The sequence below is a fragment of the Vibrio sp. Y10_XG_PY6 genome (assembly GCF_024181795.1).
Taxonomy (GTDB): Bacteria; Pseudomonadota; Gammaproteobacteria; order Enterobacterales; family Vibrionaceae; genus Vibrio; species Vibrio diabolicus.
Map to the genome: position 1 here is coordinate 712342 of NZ_JAMZAQ010000001.1, position 15193 is coordinate 727534.

General features: G+C 47.0%; 13 protein-coding genes. 12 read left to right on the forward strand and 1 reads right to left on the reverse strand.

Features of this window, described 5'->3' with window-relative positions; translation table 11 throughout:
- Positions 1 to 193: 193 nt before the first annotated feature.
- From NL644_RS03210 to NL644_RS03240, 7 genes are all read left to right on the forward strand, one after another.
- Positions 194 to 1507, forward strand: a complete 1314-nt coding sequence (locus tag NL644_RS03210; protein ID WP_243327731.1) for a PAS domain-containing methyl-accepting chemotaxis protein — start codon at positions 194 to 196, stop codon at positions 1505 to 1507.
- Positions 1508 to 1744: 237 nt separating this feature from the next.
- Positions 1745 to 2401 carry an ABC transporter permease gene (locus NL644_RS03215; RefSeq protein WP_114322931.1) on the forward strand — a complete coding sequence of 219 codons (657 nt, stop codon included), beginning with the start codon at positions 1745 to 1747 and terminating at the stop codon, positions 2399 to 2401.
- 24 nt (positions 2402 to 2425) lie between these two features.
- Positions 2426 to 3595 (forward strand): ABC transporter ATP-binding protein, encoded by a 1170-nt coding sequence (locus tag NL644_RS03220; RefSeq protein WP_048625214.1) that lies wholly within the window; start codon positions 2426 to 2428, stop codon positions 3593 to 3595.
- The gene (locus NL644_RS03225) at positions 3592 to 4326 is read left to right on the forward strand and encodes an ABC transporter permease (RefSeq protein ID WP_006742426.1); all 735 of its coding nucleotides are present in this window, start codon (positions 3592 to 3594) and stop codon (positions 4324 to 4326) included. The genes NL644_RS03220 and NL644_RS03225 overlap by 4 nt, the downstream gene beginning before the upstream one ends.
- A gap of 35 nt (positions 4327 to 4361) precedes the next feature.
- Positions 4362 to 5243, forward strand: coding sequence for a glycine betaine ABC transporter substrate-binding protein (locus tag NL644_RS03230; RefSeq protein ID WP_046873659.1), 882 nt, complete (start codon positions 4362 to 4364; stop codon positions 5241 to 5243).
- Between the two features lie 4 nt (positions 5244 to 5247).
- Complete coding sequence (locus NL644_RS03235) at positions 5248 to 6084, forward strand: nitrilase-related carbon-nitrogen hydrolase (RefSeq protein WP_114322932.1); 837 nt, start codon at positions 5248 to 5250, stop codon at positions 6082 to 6084.
- A 14-nt stretch (positions 6085 to 6098) separates the two neighbouring features.
- Positions 6099 to 7448 carry an MmgE/PrpD family protein gene (locus tag NL644_RS03240; protein ID WP_114322933.1) on the forward strand — a complete coding sequence of 450 codons (1350 nt, stop codon included), beginning with the start codon at positions 6099 to 6101 and terminating at the stop codon, positions 7446 to 7448.
- A gap of 28 nt (positions 7449 to 7476) precedes the next feature.
- Here the strand turns inward: NL644_RS03240 and NL644_RS03245 are convergent, their stop codons facing one another.
- Complete coding sequence (locus NL644_RS03245; protein WP_047009304.1) at positions 7477 to 8433, reverse strand: GlxA family transcriptional regulator; 957 nt, start codon at positions 8431 to 8433, stop codon at positions 7477 to 7479.
- 154 nt (positions 8434 to 8587) lie between these two features.
- On the opposite strand from NL644_RS03245, the gene NL644_RS03250 reads away from it, so the two are divergent.
- The 5 genes from NL644_RS03250 to NL644_RS03270 all read left to right on the forward strand — a co-directional run bounded on the left by NL644_RS03250 (position 8588) and on the right by NL644_RS03270 (position 15191).
- A complete protein-coding gene (locus NL644_RS03250) occupies positions 8588 to 9481 on the forward strand; it encodes an alpha/beta hydrolase (RefSeq protein ID WP_005375755.1) in 894 nt (297 codons plus the stop codon).
- Positions 9482 to 9539: 58 nt separating this feature from the next.
- Complete coding sequence (locus NL644_RS03255) at positions 9540 to 10409, forward strand: amidohydrolase (protein WP_114322934.1); 870 nt, start codon at positions 9540 to 9542, stop codon at positions 10407 to 10409.
- Positions 10410 to 10464: 55 nt separating this feature from the next.
- The gene (locus tag NL644_RS03260; RefSeq protein WP_253657982.1) at positions 10465 to 13512 is read left to right on the forward strand and encodes an FAD-binding and (Fe-S)-binding domain-containing protein; all 3048 of its coding nucleotides are present in this window, start codon (positions 10465 to 10467) and stop codon (positions 13510 to 13512) included.
- A 208-nt stretch (positions 13513 to 13720) separates the two neighbouring features.
- Positions 13721 to 14599, forward strand: coding sequence for a DMT family transporter (locus tag NL644_RS03265; protein ID WP_048625206.1), 879 nt, complete (start codon positions 13721 to 13723; stop codon positions 14597 to 14599).
- 40 nt (positions 14600 to 14639) lie between these two features.
- Positions 14640 to 15191 (forward strand): DUF2301 domain-containing membrane protein, encoded by a 552-nt coding sequence (locus NL644_RS03270; protein ID WP_253657983.1) that lies wholly within the window; start codon positions 14640 to 14642, stop codon positions 15189 to 15191.
- The last annotated feature ends 2 nt before the right edge of the window (positions 15192 to 15193 follow it).

Below are 15193 nucleotides of genomic sequence, written 5' to 3' on the forward strand. Positions count from 1 at the left end.
GGTGAAGAAATTCCAGTATACTGCGCTTAAGTCATACCAAAGAAAAATAGCCTTATGTCATGTCGGTATCTCAGCTCGGAGACAGGAGTTGCGTTTGAAGAACGATCAAACGAAATCGTATCTGTGCAGGCTATTGGGCATATAAATAATAAACCGTTGACTAGTTCGAAGATTAGTTAAATGAGAGAAAGTCATGTTTTTTAATAAGTCGCTTCAGCAAGAAAACCAACGATTAAAGCAGGATCTGCAACGCTTGCAGCAAATCCAACACAGTTTAGATGAAGAAATGCTTCGCTTAACGCTGGATAAGAAAGGCTGCATTACCTCTGTAAATACAAAACTTCAGCAACAACTCTTTTTCACTGATGCGGATATTTTAGCGAAACCGATTACCGAGTTGGTGCCATCAAATTCGCGCAATACAGAGCACTTTCATCGAATGAAGAGAGCCGTTCAAGACAAAGTATTTTGGAATGGCGCGATGCAAGTACTTAAAGGCAACGGCGAAGAAGCGTGGTTACGAACGGTTATCCAGCCTGTTTTAAACGAACATCAAGAAGTCGAAAGCTTTTTTGTGTTTGCTTCTGAGCTTACGCGAACGATCAAAGCATCGCGTGAGCAAGAGGACATGCTGAATGCGTTGAGCCGTTCTATGGCGGTTATTGAGTTCACGTTAGATGGTAATGTATTAAAGGCCAATGATAATTTCCTTAGTACGATGGGTTATACACTGGATCAAATTAAAGGGAAGCATCATCGTATGTTCTGCGATCAGGAAGAGGCTGGTTCTGAAGCTTATCGCGAGTTCTGGCAACGTTTGGCAAAAGGACAGTTTGCTTCAGACCGATTTAAGCGAGTTAACCGTTACGGTGAAGAGGTATGGTTAGAAGCCTCCTATAATCCTATCCATAACGATAGAGGAGAGCTCTACAAGGTCGTCAAGTTCGCGACCGACATCACCCAGCAGGTGATGCAAGAGCAGCAAATGGCTCAGGCTGCGCAATTGGCTAATGAAGTTTCTCAAGAGACCGGAACACAAACACTGCAAGGTCAGCAAGTGATAGGTTCGACGCTAGAAAAGGTGCAAACACTGTCTGACCAGATGCAGCAAGCGAATACGGCCATTGACGAGCTCAAAGCGCACTCATCACGCATTAGTGAACTGGTTAATAGCATCAGTGGTATTGCAGACCAAACTAACTTACTAGCGTTAAATGCGGCGATAGAAGCAGCTCGCGCGGGTGAGCATGGTAGAGGCTTTGCCGTTGTTGCTGACGAGGTCAGACAGCTTGCCACAAGAACCAATGCGACCACTGATGAAATTGTCACAATGGTAACTGAAAACTTAGAGCGAACCGATAATGCTGTCCAACTGATCGCCAAATGCCAAAAAGAAGCACTAGATACGCTAGAACTTTCAGAAAAAGCGGGGAATGTGATGAACGAAATACAAGATGGCGCTAGCCGTGTCGTAGAGGCTGTGGAGCAATTTAACCGCTCATTGTAGTGGGTTCTTCATGCTATCAATGGCTTTTTTCAGTTCCGATATAATCAACTTGTTTACTACTGCTGCTCATCGCCAATAAAGCGCTTTTTTTTGGTGATGAGAAAGCCAATTATTTCCCTCCTTAATATTTCGTATTTCTATCTTAACGTGTCGCTATTTTACAACACTGTTAATAAAAAGTAGCGTAATTTAATCTCCTGTTAACTTGGTTGCGAATCACAGTTGGGGGAGACCTACTTGGACTTACTAAATTTCACCATAGATAACTTAGCGCTGCTAGGTACGCTTACCATGGAGCACATCTCTTTGGTCGCTCTGGCTGTTGGGCTTGCCATCCTAACTGGCGTACCTATCGGCATTCTTATCACACAAAATGAGCGCGTTGCGAAAGTGGTGCTTTACATAGCATCCATCATTATCACCATTCCTTCAATCGCACTGTTTGGTTTGATGATTCCTCTCTTATCGACCATTGGTCATGGGATTGGCTACGTGCCCGCCGTGATTACCGTACTGCTTTATTCTCAGCTGCCTATTATTCGCAACACTTATACCGCCATTCACAACGTAGAACCGTCACTCCGAGAGGCTGCTCGCGGCATCGGGATGACGCCTTTTCAGCGTTTGAAAATGGTGGAAATTCCATTGGCGATTCCGGTGATTATGGCGGGTGTGAGAACGGCAGTAGTAATGAATATTGGCGTTATGGCGATCGCCGCGTATATCGGAGCAGGAGGGTTGGGCGTGTTTATCAGCCGCGGCATCTCGCAAAGTGATCCTCGACAACTGATCGTTGGTGCCATCGCCGTCAGCCTTCTGGCTATCATCGCGGATTATGGATTGATTCGACTACAAAAAAGATTAACGCCACCGGGCCTGACTGCAGCTCGATAAAGGACAAATAATAGGGACATTCAAATGATCAAAATTGACAAGCTAACCAAAATTTTTGAAACGCCTAATGGCCCGGTGACTGCCGCAGATCACATTGAGATGGAAGTTCCCAGTGGTGAAATTTGTGTGTTACTTGGCCCATCCGGTTGTGGCAAAACCACCACGCTGAAAATGGTCAACCGAATTATTCCCGCGACATCGGGCAAGATCTATCTTGGTGGTGAAGATACTTCTGGGATGGATACAGTCACTCTGCGCCGCAATATCGGTTATGTTATTCAGCAAATTGGGTTATTTCCCAACATGACGATCGGCGAAAACATCGCGGTGGTTCCCAAGTTATTAGGATGGGATAAGGCAAGGTACATGACGCGTGCAAAAGAGCTATTGGAGATGGTTGCTCTTGATCCTAGTGTCTTCCTTAATCGTTATCCAAATGAGTTGTCTGGCGGACAGCAGCAACGAATTGGTGTTGCCCGAGCTCTGGCTGCGGATCCTCCCGTCATGCTGATGGATGAACCATTTGGCGCGATTGACCCGATCAACCGTGAAGTAATCCAGGATGAGTTCCTTAAAATGCAGCAAGAGCTCAACAAGACCATCATGTTTGTCAGTCATGACATTGATGAAGCGGTCAAAATGGCCGATAGAATTGCGATTTTCCGTGATGGTCACCTGGTTCAGTACGATACGCCTGACGATTTGCTCGCACACCCGAAAGATGATTTCGTGAAAAACTTTGTCGGAGATGATCGCGCACTTAAACGTCTACGCTTAGTGACGGCTGAGTCCGTCATGCAGACCACTTTTGCGTACGTGAAACCTAACGATACGCTTGCCGACGCTCTAACCAAAATTGACGCGTATGGGTATCGCGACGCCGTGATATTAGTGAATGACCAACACCAACCTATCGGCTATGTGCCAAAAGCTACCGCAATCAATATGAAGGGGTACTGCGGCGAACATTATGTCGGCCTGAAAACAATCGCCCGAACCACGGATGATCTGCGTAAAGTCGCGTCGAAGATGTTCACGCACGACATTGTTTGGATGCCGTGTGTTGACGAGAATGGCCGCTTAGTGGGCGAAGTCACACAGCGCGGCATTACCCATTATCTAGGCGCAACTTATCAGCGCGATACCTCTCTTAGTGAGCCACAGCCATTGCATCAGGCTAAGGAGGCATCGTGACCAATCAGCTAAAACAAACCTACTATTTCGTTTTATTGGCGTGTGTCTTTGCGTTGGGTATTTATTTACAAGGCGCGGGTACGATCGATGATTTCCTCTACTACCAAGAAGACATTGTTTATTTGACGGTTCAGCACATTGAACTGGTGCTGCTGTCTGGTGGATTGGCGATCCTAATCGCTATTCCCGTCGGCGTATTGCTCAGCCGTCCTCGTTTTCAGAAAGTCGCAGAATCGGCGATGCAGGTTTTGAATGTGGGGACCACGATTCCTACTTTAGCTATTCTTGCGCTGGCAATGAGCTTTCTTGGCATTGGCACCGTGCCTGCGGTATTTGGGCTGACGATTGCCTCGTTGTTGCCGATTGTCAGAAACACCTACATCGGGCTGAAAGAAGTGCCCGCTCATTTAAAAGAAGCGGCGTCAGGCATTGGTATGACCGAGTTACAAATGTTATTTCAGGTTGAAATTCCTAATGCACTGTTCGTCATTTTTGCCGGTATCCGCACGGCGTTAGCTGTCAACGTGGGCACCGTTCCACTGGCCTTCTTAATTGGTGGCGGTGGGTTAGGGGAGCTCATTTTTACCGGTATTGATCTGGATGAACCCATCATGATGCTGGCAGGCGCTATTCCTACAGCGATGCTGGCTATCGCTATCGACAGTGTGGTAGGAGCCGTTTCTTATGTCACTGTACCTAAAGGCTGTAACCCTATTAGAGCTAGACAATAACAATCCTAAAAATTGAACACAGACAGGAGTCAAACATGTTGAAGCAAATTACTCGCCGCTTGCTGGCCGTTGGTGTACTGCTTTCAAGTTTTCACGCATCTGCGGAAATCGTCGTAGGTGGTAAAAACTTTACAGAACAACAGCTTTTAACGGAAATCACGTCTCAATATTTAACCAAAAAAGGCTACGACGTTGATAAACGTTCGGGCATGGGCAGTGCGGTTTTGCGTAAAGCGCAAGAAAACGGCCAGATTGATCTTTATTGGGAATACACGGGCACATCACTGATCATTTACAACAAAGTCAAAGACAAGCTCCCAGCAGAGCAAGTGTATCAACGCGTTAAGGAACTCGATGCGAAGAAAGGTCTAGTTTGGCTTAACCCTTCAAAAGCGAACAACACCTACGCGCTCGCTATGCGCAGTGACGATGCGAAACAACGTGGCATTTCAACCTTATCCGACTTCGCCGAGCAAATGCGCCAAGACCCGCCAATGACCATCGCTTTGAATGCGGAATTCTATGCACGAAAAGATGGCTTCCGACCTTTACAGAAAACCTACAAATTCAAAGCTTCACGTGACCAAGTGAAACGCATGGATACTGGGTTAACTTATGATGCGCTAAAAGGGAAAGAAGTCGATGCTGCGCTTGTATTTGCAACAGATGGTCGTATCAAAGCATTCGGTTTTACCGTTTTAACGGATGACAAACAGTTTTTCCCTGATTACGCGATCACACCTGTGGTTCGCCAAGAAACGCTAGATGCGAACCCAGAGCTTGCCGAGCAAATGAACGCGCTTTCTGCGGCGATCGATGGCGATACGATGTCGACTTTGAATCAACAAGTTGATGTGGAGCGACGTTCGATCTCAGAAGTCGCAAGCCAGTTCCTATCTGAGCATAACTTGGGGTAATACCATGACTATCCTGCAAGTCAGTGTGGCCCAAATCAACGCCCAGTTAGGCGAGGTGAATGCCAATCTGAATACTCATCAGGATTACATAAAGCAAGCTGCGGCCTTGGGGTCGCAGCTATTGCTATTTCCTGAACTCTCCTTGACCGGATACCAGCTCCAATCTTCTGTGCGTGAAGTTGCCATGAAGCGTGATGATGCTCGGCTTAAAGAGCTTGCGCAACTTGCACCTCACATGTCCGTGATTGTCGGCTTTGTTGAACAGGCCGCTCCGGGAGAGTACTACAACGCGATGGCTTGGTTGCTCGGTGGTACGGTGGTTGCTGTGCATCGCAAAATCAATTTACCAACCTATGGTGGGCTTGAAGAGGGCAAGTGGTTTCATTCGGGAGACGCAACCACCAGCGTGTCTCTTGATGATAATTGGCGAGGCTCGGTTTTAATTTGCGCCGATTTATGGAATCCACCTTTGGTTCATTGCGCGCTACTCGATAAGCCTGAAATCTTGCTCGCGCCGATCAACTCGGCCAGCAGTATTGTCAGTAAAGACTTTTCCAATGAAGACAACTGGTTAGTTAACGTTAAATTCTATGCGGTGCTCTACGGAACCCCAGTTTTGATGGCCAACCGTTACGGGCCAGAGGGCGAAGCGTGGTTTTGGGGAGGAAGCTGTATTTTGTCTGCAACGGGTGAGCTATTGGCGCAGGCAGAAGACGGTGAAACCTTGATAACTGCGACCTTGTCATTGGACGATATTGATAAAGCCAGATTCGAGCTGCCTACCATGCGAGACAGCAATACACCATTGATCACAACGCTATTGTCGAAGGCAAAACGCTAAAACTGGAGCAGTAGATGATGCAATCTATTCATCGATTTATTCACGAATTAACCTTTGAACAGCTTCCTGCTGACGTTATTGAACAAGCGAAATATTGCGTCTTGGATTTGTTAGGTGTCGCCGCAGCTGCTAAAGCGACGCAGCTGCAAAACATGGTAGCCAAACTCGCGCAGAAGCAGTTTGCCGGTGATACGCCGATGCTGTTTTCTGATCACACGGCTAGTGGTTGTGGGGCAACTCTATATGGCGGCATGTTGATTGACAGTATGGACGCGCACGACGGCCAAGTCCTGACGAAAGGTCATGTCGGCGTCGCTGTTTTGCCGGGGCTGCTCGCCAGTATGCATGATTCAGCAGTTACGGGAGAAGAGTTATTAACGTCCCTTGTCATTGGCTACGAAATAGCAACTCGCGCCGGAATCGCGCTGCATCAAACCGCTTGTGATTATCATACTTCTGGTGCTTGGAATGCGTTGGGCGTCGCTGCGGTGTCTGCAAGAAGAAAAGACTTAACGGAGGCACAAACAGAGCATGCGCTCGGCATTGCTGAGTTTTATGGTCCACGCAGCCAAATGATGCGTTGTATTGAACATCCAACCATGCTCAAAGACGGCTCTGGCTGGGGAGCAATGGCGGGCTTTGCCAGTGCAGAGCTGGCAGAAGAAGGATTTACTGGCGCGCCAGCCGTGACTCTGCTGGACCAACAAACTCACGCTTTGTGGGCAGATTTAGGGCAGCGCTGGTATATTCTGGAGCAATACTTTAAACCGTATCCGGTTTGTCGTTGGGCTCAACCCGCGGTTGAAGCGGTGAGAGCGCTGCAACAAGAAAATAAACTAAAACCTGATGAGATTGAACTTATCGAAGTTCACAGCTTTCACCAGGCGGTGTGCCTGCATACCAAGCGCCCTGAGACAACCGAGCAGGCTCAGTACAGTTTGCCATTTTCAGTCGCGAGTGTGGTCATGGATAATACGGTCACGGTAGAAGCCGTTACCAAAGGACTGAAAGATCCTGCTCGCTTGGCAATTACGGAGCGGATGAAGTTAATTGAAGAGCCTGCTTACAATGATAAGTTTCCAGCCGAACGCTGGGCGCATGTCGTGGTGACGTTGAAAAATGGCGACAAACTGACTTCGCCTCCCTGTATTGCGCGAGGTAATCCTGAAAATCCTCTCAGTCGAGACGAGATGCAAGGTAAGTTTCGCACTTTGGCAGAGAAAGAATTGTCCGCTTCGCGCGTGTCAGCGATAGAAGAGGGCTGTTTGCAACTTGATAAAGCCAGTAAAGAGCAGGTACTTGCTTGGCTATCACTGCTTTACCAAGGCACTTTGTCTGATAAGCCGTCTGACACATCACGATGAGATCGAACTTCTTTTCTCTTACTCAATCTTAAGCTAAACGTCGCTCTTCACGCGGCGTTTTTTCATAGCGTTTTTTGTAGCAGCGCGCAAAATACGATGTAGAACTGAACCCACAAGCGGTGCTGATTTGAGTGATGGACAGCATGGTTTGCAACAACAAATGTTGAGCGCGTTCTAAGCGCAATTGAAGGTAGTAATTGCCTGGTTTGTCTTGCAAGTATTGCAAAAATAATCTTTCCATCTGCCTGACCGATAATCCTACTTGTTCGCCAATTTCATAGCACTTTAGCGGCTCTTCCATGTTGGCTTCCATGATCTCTACAGCGTCGAGCAGGCGCGGGTGGCGGATGTTGTGCTTACGAATTAACGACATCCGCTGTTTATCATGCGCTGGTCGAATCGCAGGGTGAATGCATTGCTCAGCCACTTGATTCGCCAAGTCGCTCCCATGTTGGTTTGTAATTAAATGAAGCATCATATCCAAACCGGCTAAGCCGCCCGAACAAGTTGGTGTGCGTGGGTCGAATTCGTACAACTCACTGGTCACGTTAATGTTTGGAAACTCCTCTGCCAGGCTGTTGGCGGACTCCCAATGCACGGTACACGTTTTGTTTTTTAACAGGCCAGCTTTTGCTAACAACACGCTGCCTGTCGAAGTCGAGCCCACGGCGATGCCTTGACGAAGCGCCTGTTTTAACCACTGATTCACCGAGCCACTCGCAGCAGCAACATGGGCGCCAATACCTGCCACAACCAGCAGCAAGTCTAAATGAGCAATGTTGTTGATTGACTGTGTTGGCGAGAATGAAACGCCATTACTGGCCGATACTTCTTTATCTTCGAATCCATAAATATCCCACTGATACAAATCGCAACCAGCGAGGCGGTTGGCCATTCGAAGAGGTTCGATAACCGCCGAAAAAGAGAGCATCGAAAAATCAGGAATAAGGAAAAAACCAATGCGATACGTGTGTGTCGTTTTCATTCTCTGTGGTCACCAAGTGGGCAGTTCATCTATGTCGTATTTCTGGATAAGAATGTCGCAATTGTTAAATTATTGATATCAAAATTCGAACATGATGTGACTTAAGACAAGGAGTTCTTTGTCGAGCATACACATTCATTTGGACGAGATAATTATGATTGAACAAAAAGCCCCAGTAATTAGTGATGGTCTACGCCTTGATGGCGCTTTCTTTACTGACGAGAACGTTAACAACCCAGACTTACCGATCGTTATTGTCTGCTCAGGCTTTACTGGGCAAAAAAATATTCACCCAGAGCGTTACGCGAGAGCCTTAACTGCGAAGGGCTTTACGGTATTCGGATTTGACTACCGTGGCTTTGGTGAATCTGAGGGCATTCGTGAGCGAGTTATTTTGGATGAACAAGTACGCGACATCGCGAACGCGGTTGCGGTTGTGAAACAGCGCGCTGACGAGGAAGGCCGCAAAGTCGTACTGGCTGGCTGGGGCATGGCGGGGGGATTAATTCTTGATGCTTACAGAGTTTGCCAAGATGCGATTGATGGCCTTATCTCCATGAACGGCTTTTATGATGCGGTACGTGTTCAGGTTGCTCAACGTGGCGAGCACGGCTGGAAAGCGTTCCGTCAATTTATGTTAGAAGAGCGTACACGTCTTGCTCTTGGTGGAGAAAAGCAGGGGATTGATCCATTTGAAATCTACCCGCTTGATCCAGTAAGCCGCGAATATGTATTCACTGAACTGGTCAAAGCGCCGGGCTACGGCGTGACATCTGATCTGGATTTTGCGGATTCTCTCATCAATTTCAAACCGGAAGCTCTACTGGACGAGCGATTTGCAGACGCGCCAATCTTGATTGCGCACGGTGCAGAAAACGACCTTCACCCAGTGACCGAAGCAAAGTCGCTGTACGCGAAATACCCTGGGCCGAAATCTCTATTCTTACTGCCTGAAGGTGGTCACACCGAGTGGATGTTGGACGACGATCCTAAGTTTATTCAGTTCTCTGGCGTGATCGCGAACTGGTTGAGTGAGAACTTCAGTTAAGTCTTCAAGAGGTGCTTTCGTTGATGGCACCTCTACCTTTCTGACAGGATGATTTTCGATGAGCATAATTCCATTTTGTGAAGCGGCTGACCCATTTGTAAATAAACCAACAATCGCGATTGCTGAAGGCGCGGTTGATTGTCACGCCCACGTTTTTTCTTCACGTTATCCGTACTGTGAAACGCGAACCTACACGCCACCCGATGCCAGCGTCGGCGCGTACCTGCATTTGCACCAGCAATTAAACATCCGTCATGGCGTGCTGGTTCAGCCGAGTGTGTATGGCAATGACAACCAGTTGCATCTTGATACATTACGGTATTTACGCCAACAAGGTTACGACTACAAAGGCGTCGCGGTCGTGGATGCGGATGTGTCCGAGCAAACGCTGGATGAGCTACAAGAAGCCGGATTTTGTGGGGTGCGGATGAATTTGCTGTTTAAAGGTGGTATTGAGTGGCGTGATGTTGAACGTTTAGCGGCTCGCCTTGCAGAGCGACACTGGCACCTTCAATGCTTAATTGATGTTTCGCAGTTTGATGACTTATATCACCGATTAAGGGCTTTACCCGTGCCCGTCGTGATTGATCATATTGGACATATGCCAACAAACAAGCTGATTTCTCATCCTGGTTTTCAAACCTTATTGAAGCTTAAGGCCGAAGGGAAAGTGTGGACAAAATTGTCGGCACCGTATCGTTTGTCGCCTCAATCACCGCCTTATGATGACGTTTCTCCATTTGCTCAAGCTTTGTTAGAAGCGAATGAAGAGCAATGCGTCTGGGGATCGGATTGGCCTCACCCATGTTTTGCTGCTGAGATGCCAAATGATGGCCAGTTGTTAGATACCTTGTGGCACTGGACGCAAGATACGACACTGTTTAGTAAGATTCTGGTCGATAACCCCAAGCGCCTCTACCGCTTTTAACTCCACATTCATGTTATGAACCTAAAAAGACAACCGTAAGGCACTGATTCAAATTATGCTTCCTGCACTTCCGCTACAGGTTTCCTCTGATCCTGTGGTTATCAAGTTCTTTAACACCCTTAAACAGCTTGGTTTCAAGGGGGATACTGATGCTCGTTATACCACTCGATTGAGCATGGCGACTGACAACAGCGTCTACCAGCAACTTCCTTTGTCGGTCGTTTTTCCTGCCAACCATCATGATGTGGTAATACTTGGCAAGGTCAGTGCACATGATGAATTTAAGCACCTGACCTTTTCGCCCAGAGGAGGCGGAACGGGCACCAACGGACAATCATTGAACTCGGGGATCGTGGTTGATCTGTCTCGCTACATGAATCGAGTGTTAGAGATTAACGAGCAGGAAGGCTGGGTGAGAGTGGAGACTGGGATAGTCAAAGATCAACTCAACGACATCGTTCGCCCTTATGGTTATTTCTTCTCTCCAGATCTATCGACCAGCAATCGCGCAACATTGGGTGGGATGATTAATACCGATGCATCAGGCCAAGGCTCTTTGCAATATGGTAAAACCTCGGATCATGTGTTGGCGCTCAAAGCGGTATTGGCGGATGGTTCGGTGCTCGATACCGAAGCAATTCAACAAAACAAATGGTTAAACAGTGATGTAGTATCGCGAGCGTTAAAAATTACGGAGAAAGTTTGTCGAGACAAGCGTCAACAGATTCTGGATAAGTTTCCTCCTCTGAACCGATTTCATACTGGTTATGACCTAAAAAACGCCATCAACGACAAGAGTGAAGCGTTTGACGTCACGAGAATATTATGTGGCTCTGAAGGTACGTTAGCTTTTATCACTGAAGCTAAGCTCAATCTTACGCGAATACCTACCACGCGACTATTAGTGAACGTTAAATACGATAGTTTTGACTCTGCGCTACGAAATGCGTCCTTGATGGTCGAAGCAGAGGCTCTATCGGTTGAGACAGTTGATGCAAAAGTGCTCAATCTTGCAAGAGGAGACATTGTCTGGCACTCGGTAAAACACGCGATCTCAGATGTGCAGGGCAAAGAGATGCAAGGGATTAACTTTGTCGAGTTCGCAGGCAGTCACAGCGATGATATTGAAGATAAAGTTGAACGCTTACTTTCAATTCTCGATAAAGAAATGGCTCACCGACGCAGTGGTATCATCGGGTATCAAGTCTGTCGCGAACCCCAAGACATCCAGGCCATTTATGGCATGCGCAAGAAAGCGGTTGGGCTGCTTGGCGCGACCAAAGGTCAGGCAAAGCCCATTGCATTTGCGGAAGATACCTGTGTGCCGCCTGAAAATTTAGCGGACTTTATCGCGGAATTTCGTACGTTGCTAGACCGCAATAACCTGCATTATGGCATGTTTGGGCATGTGGATGCTGGCGTCCTTCACGTGCGTCCAGCGCTCGATATGTGTGACCCTGAGCAAGAAGCGTTGATGCATCAACTGTCCGATGATGTGGTCGCGCTGGTGGCAAAATACAATGGTTTAATGTGGGGAGAGCACGGTAAAGGATATCGCTCAGAATATGGACCTGCCTTCTTTGGTGATGAGCTCTTTATTGAATTAAGGCGTATTAAAGCGGCGTTTGACCCCGACAATAAAATGAACCCGGGCAAGATTTGCACGCCACTGAATAGCGACGCTGAAATGGTAAAAGTCACAGCGACTAAGCGTGGCTACTATGATCGTCAGATCCCCGTAGAAGTCCGAGAGTCGCTTAAGCCCGTGCTGTCTTGCAATGGCAATGGGCTGTGTTTTAATTACGATGCTGATAGCCCAATGTGTCCATCATTTAAAGTAACAGCCGATCGTCGCCACTCTCCGAAAGGGAGGGCAGGGATAATGCGTGAATGGCTGCGTCGTCTTAATGACAGTGGCTTCGATTTGCTCGCTAACGAACAGCAACTTCTCAATCAAACGTTATCGGTTAAGCTTTTGGCTCAGAAGCTGAGTCAACTGATATCTCGCCCCGCATCTGATGACCTATCGCATGAAGTTTATGAGGTGATGAGCGGTTGTCTAGCGTGCAAAGCGTGTGCGAGTCAGTGCCCTGTTAAAGTTGATGTACCTGATTTTAGAGCGCGTTTTTTAAACCTCTATCACTCTCGTTATCGCAGACCGCTGCGCGACTATCTGGTGTCGAATATTGAGCAACTGTTGCCGATTATGGCAAAAGCTCCCAAGTTGGTTAATCAAATTGCATCTAGTAGGCCTGTTACGCAAGTATTAGAGACATCCATCGGTTTTGTTGATTCGCCAGTGCTATCGATCCCTACGTTGCAAAGTCGATGTCAGGCACTTGGAGTGAGCCCGTTCGACTTTGCGTATCTAGAATCGCTTTCCCCAGAAGTGAAGCAAAATTACGTCTTGATTGTTCAAGATCCATTTACCAGCTTTTATGAAGCCGAGTTGGTTGCGGACTTTATTCAGTTATTGCAGCGGTTAGGGAAACACCCTGTTGTTCTGCCTTTCAAACCTAATGGGAAAGCTCAACATGTAAAAGGTTTCCTTAAGAAATTCGCCAGAAATGCACAAAACACCTCGGACTTTCTCAACCAAGTTGCTGATCTTGAAATTCCTATGATCGGTATCGATGCAGCCTTAGTGCTTTGTTATCGTGATGAATACCATCAGGTTCTAAAAGAAAAGCGAGGCGAATTTACAGTTTATACGGCTCATGAATGGCTGGTGGATACACTCGATGAATGGCCAGCTGTAAGCACATCAGATGAAGAGCCTTGGTATTTGATGGCGCATTGCACAGAAAAGACAAAAATACCGCTGACTGAGAAATCTTGGCAGTCTATTTTTTATCACTTTGGTTTAAAGCTGCATGTGATACCTACGGGATGTTGCGGTATGGCAGGGACATTCGGCCATGAAGTGGATAAGAAAAGTACGTCTGAAGCTATTTATCAGCTGAGTTGGAAACCGAATATAAAGAACCTGCCCACTGAGCGTGTGTTAGCCACGGGGTATTCCTGCCGCAGTCAAGTTAAGCGTTTTGAAGGGGAGGTAGTTCGACATCCGGTCCAAGTTTTAGCCAGTTTGTTTAATGCATAAGATGCTTAGGCAATTTAGTATACGAAAACGCTTGCCTTAAGACTTTGCCTGCCTTTAATGTATCCGACCGCAGAACTTCAATCTGCTTAACAACATAGGAGAGAGTCGGGCTTTCACTTCCGCTCGACAGAAACTCCTTTCAAATTGATACAACAGCGCAGCAAACTTCCCTTGCTGCGATACTGTGTTCCATATTTTGTGAGTACTTATGTTTAACTCAGAACGCAAAGCGACGGTTATTCTGGTTGCGACAACGATGATCGCGGCACTTGGTTGGATCTTTTCTAAGGAAACAATACAGGGTTTACCACCTTTCGGCTTTATCGGGGCGCGATTTACTATTGCATCACTCTGCCTGCTGCCGTTGTGCTATCGACCTTTGTTGAAAGCGAATTTGAGAGATGTGCTTTCTGCTGGTGGTGTCGGGCTACTGTTAGGTAGTGCCGTTATGACATGGATTTACGCCATCTCCATCAGCGACACGCTTGGGGAAGGCGCATTTATCATGAGTCTCTCCATGCTATTTGTGCCTATTGTTGCGTGGGTTATGTTTCGTCAACGACCACAACGAATTTTCTGGCTTTCTTTGCCTATCGCGGTATTAGGGCTCGCCTGTCTCTCTTTAGTTGGCGGTTGGAAGCAATCGGCCAGTCAATTTTGGTTTCTTGGGGCGGCACTTGTTCTTGCGCTTCATTTTAATGTGAACAGTAAATACTCTCAAAAATTACCTGTGTTGCTGCTTACTTGCGTGCAGCTTTTTTCTGCTGGTTGTTTAGGTTTGTTGGTTTCTTTCTTTATGGAGTCTTTTCCGGCAGAGGTTGACTCCTCCATTTGGTGGTGGTTCGCGTTGAGCACCTTGCTAGCGACGAGCTTGCGTTACGTAATGCAAACCATGGGGCAAAAATTTGTTCAGGCAGGTAATGCTGCCTTGATCATGATATTAGAGCCAGTTTGGACCGTCATTCTGAGCGTGCTGTGGTATGGCGAAGTGCTAACGGCAAATAAGCTAGTAGGCTGTGTGCTTATCTTATTTTCTCTTATTATTTACCGTACTGGCGGGCGATTTCGTTTGTCTATCCCTAGGTAGCTTCAAGAAATGTGGGTAGGGAACAATTTAGGAGTGAAGCATGGCCAATACTGAGCATAAGGAATCACTAGACTTTTTAGATATTTTAAGTGTCTGTTTATACCGTTTAGGAATTAGCGTATTTGCCTTTGGACTTATCGCGATGACGATATCGGGTTTGCACCTTATTGAAGGTTCGGCATTTTATGATCGAAATGTGTTGCTGCTCATCGCCATTGCAGGTGTATTAACTGCAGCAAATATCCATGTCTACAGTAAAACTGTGCGTACTGTCATTAGCTGGTCAACTTGGGTGGGACTGCTCTTCATGGTGAGCGATCCAGACTTATCCCGCGTGTGGCTTTCTCTTGGTTTTGTCTTTGTCACTTTTTCCGGTGTGGCGCTGAAAGAGTCCTTTTGTTTTAAAGTTCCAGGCTTGAAAGCGGTGCCAGTGCTACTTGCCATCGCAACCTTTGCGTTTTGTTTCGAAATACTGACGGTAGCGAATATTGCAACAGGGTTGTCTGGCTTAATTATGGGTTTCCTGTCTATATCAAAGTGGCGGATGCCACTTCATTTTGATATTGGTATTAAAGCAAACTACGAGGTTTAATA

Bases quoted from the DNA above. Each gene is read 5' to 3' on its own strand.
- NL644_RS03260 (WP_253657982.1), top strand. From the start codon at position 10,465: ATGCTTCCTGCACTTCCGCTACAGGTTTCCTCTGATCCTGTGGTTATC.
- NL644_RS03230 (WP_046873659.1), top strand. From the start codon at position 4,362: ATGTTGAAGCAAATTACTCGCCGCTTGCTGGCCGTTGGTGTACTGCTT.
- NL644_RS03250 (WP_005375755.1), top strand. From the start codon at position 8,588: ATGATTGAACAAAAAGCCCCAGTAATTAGTGATGGTCTACGCCTTGAT.
- NL644_RS03265 (WP_048625206.1), top strand. From the start codon at position 13,721: ATGTTTAACTCAGAACGCAAAGCGACGGTTATTCTGGTTGCGACAACG.
- NL644_RS03255 (WP_114322934.1), top strand. From the start codon at position 9,540: ATGAGCATAATTCCATTTTGTGAAGCGGCTGACCCATTTGTAAATAAA.
- NL644_RS03270 (WP_253657983.1), top strand. From the start codon at position 14,640: ATGGCCAATACTGAGCATAAGGAATCACTAGACTTTTTAGATATTTTA.
- NL644_RS03220 (WP_048625214.1), top strand. From the start codon at position 2,426: ATGATCAAAATTGACAAGCTAACCAAAATTTTTGAAACGCCTAATGGC.
- NL644_RS03240 (WP_114322933.1), top strand. From the start codon at position 6,099: ATGATGCAATCTATTCATCGATTTATTCACGAATTAACCTTTGAACAG.
- NL644_RS03245 (WP_047009304.1), bottom strand. From the start codon at position 8,433: ATGAAAACGACACACACGTATCGCATTGGTTTTTTCCTTATTCCTGAT.
- NL644_RS03210 (WP_243327731.1), top strand. From the start codon at position 194: ATGTTTTTTAATAAGTCGCTTCAGCAAGAAAACCAACGATTAAAGCAG.
- NL644_RS03235 (WP_114322932.1), top strand. From the start codon at position 5,248: ATGACTATCCTGCAAGTCAGTGTGGCCCAAATCAACGCCCAGTTAGGC.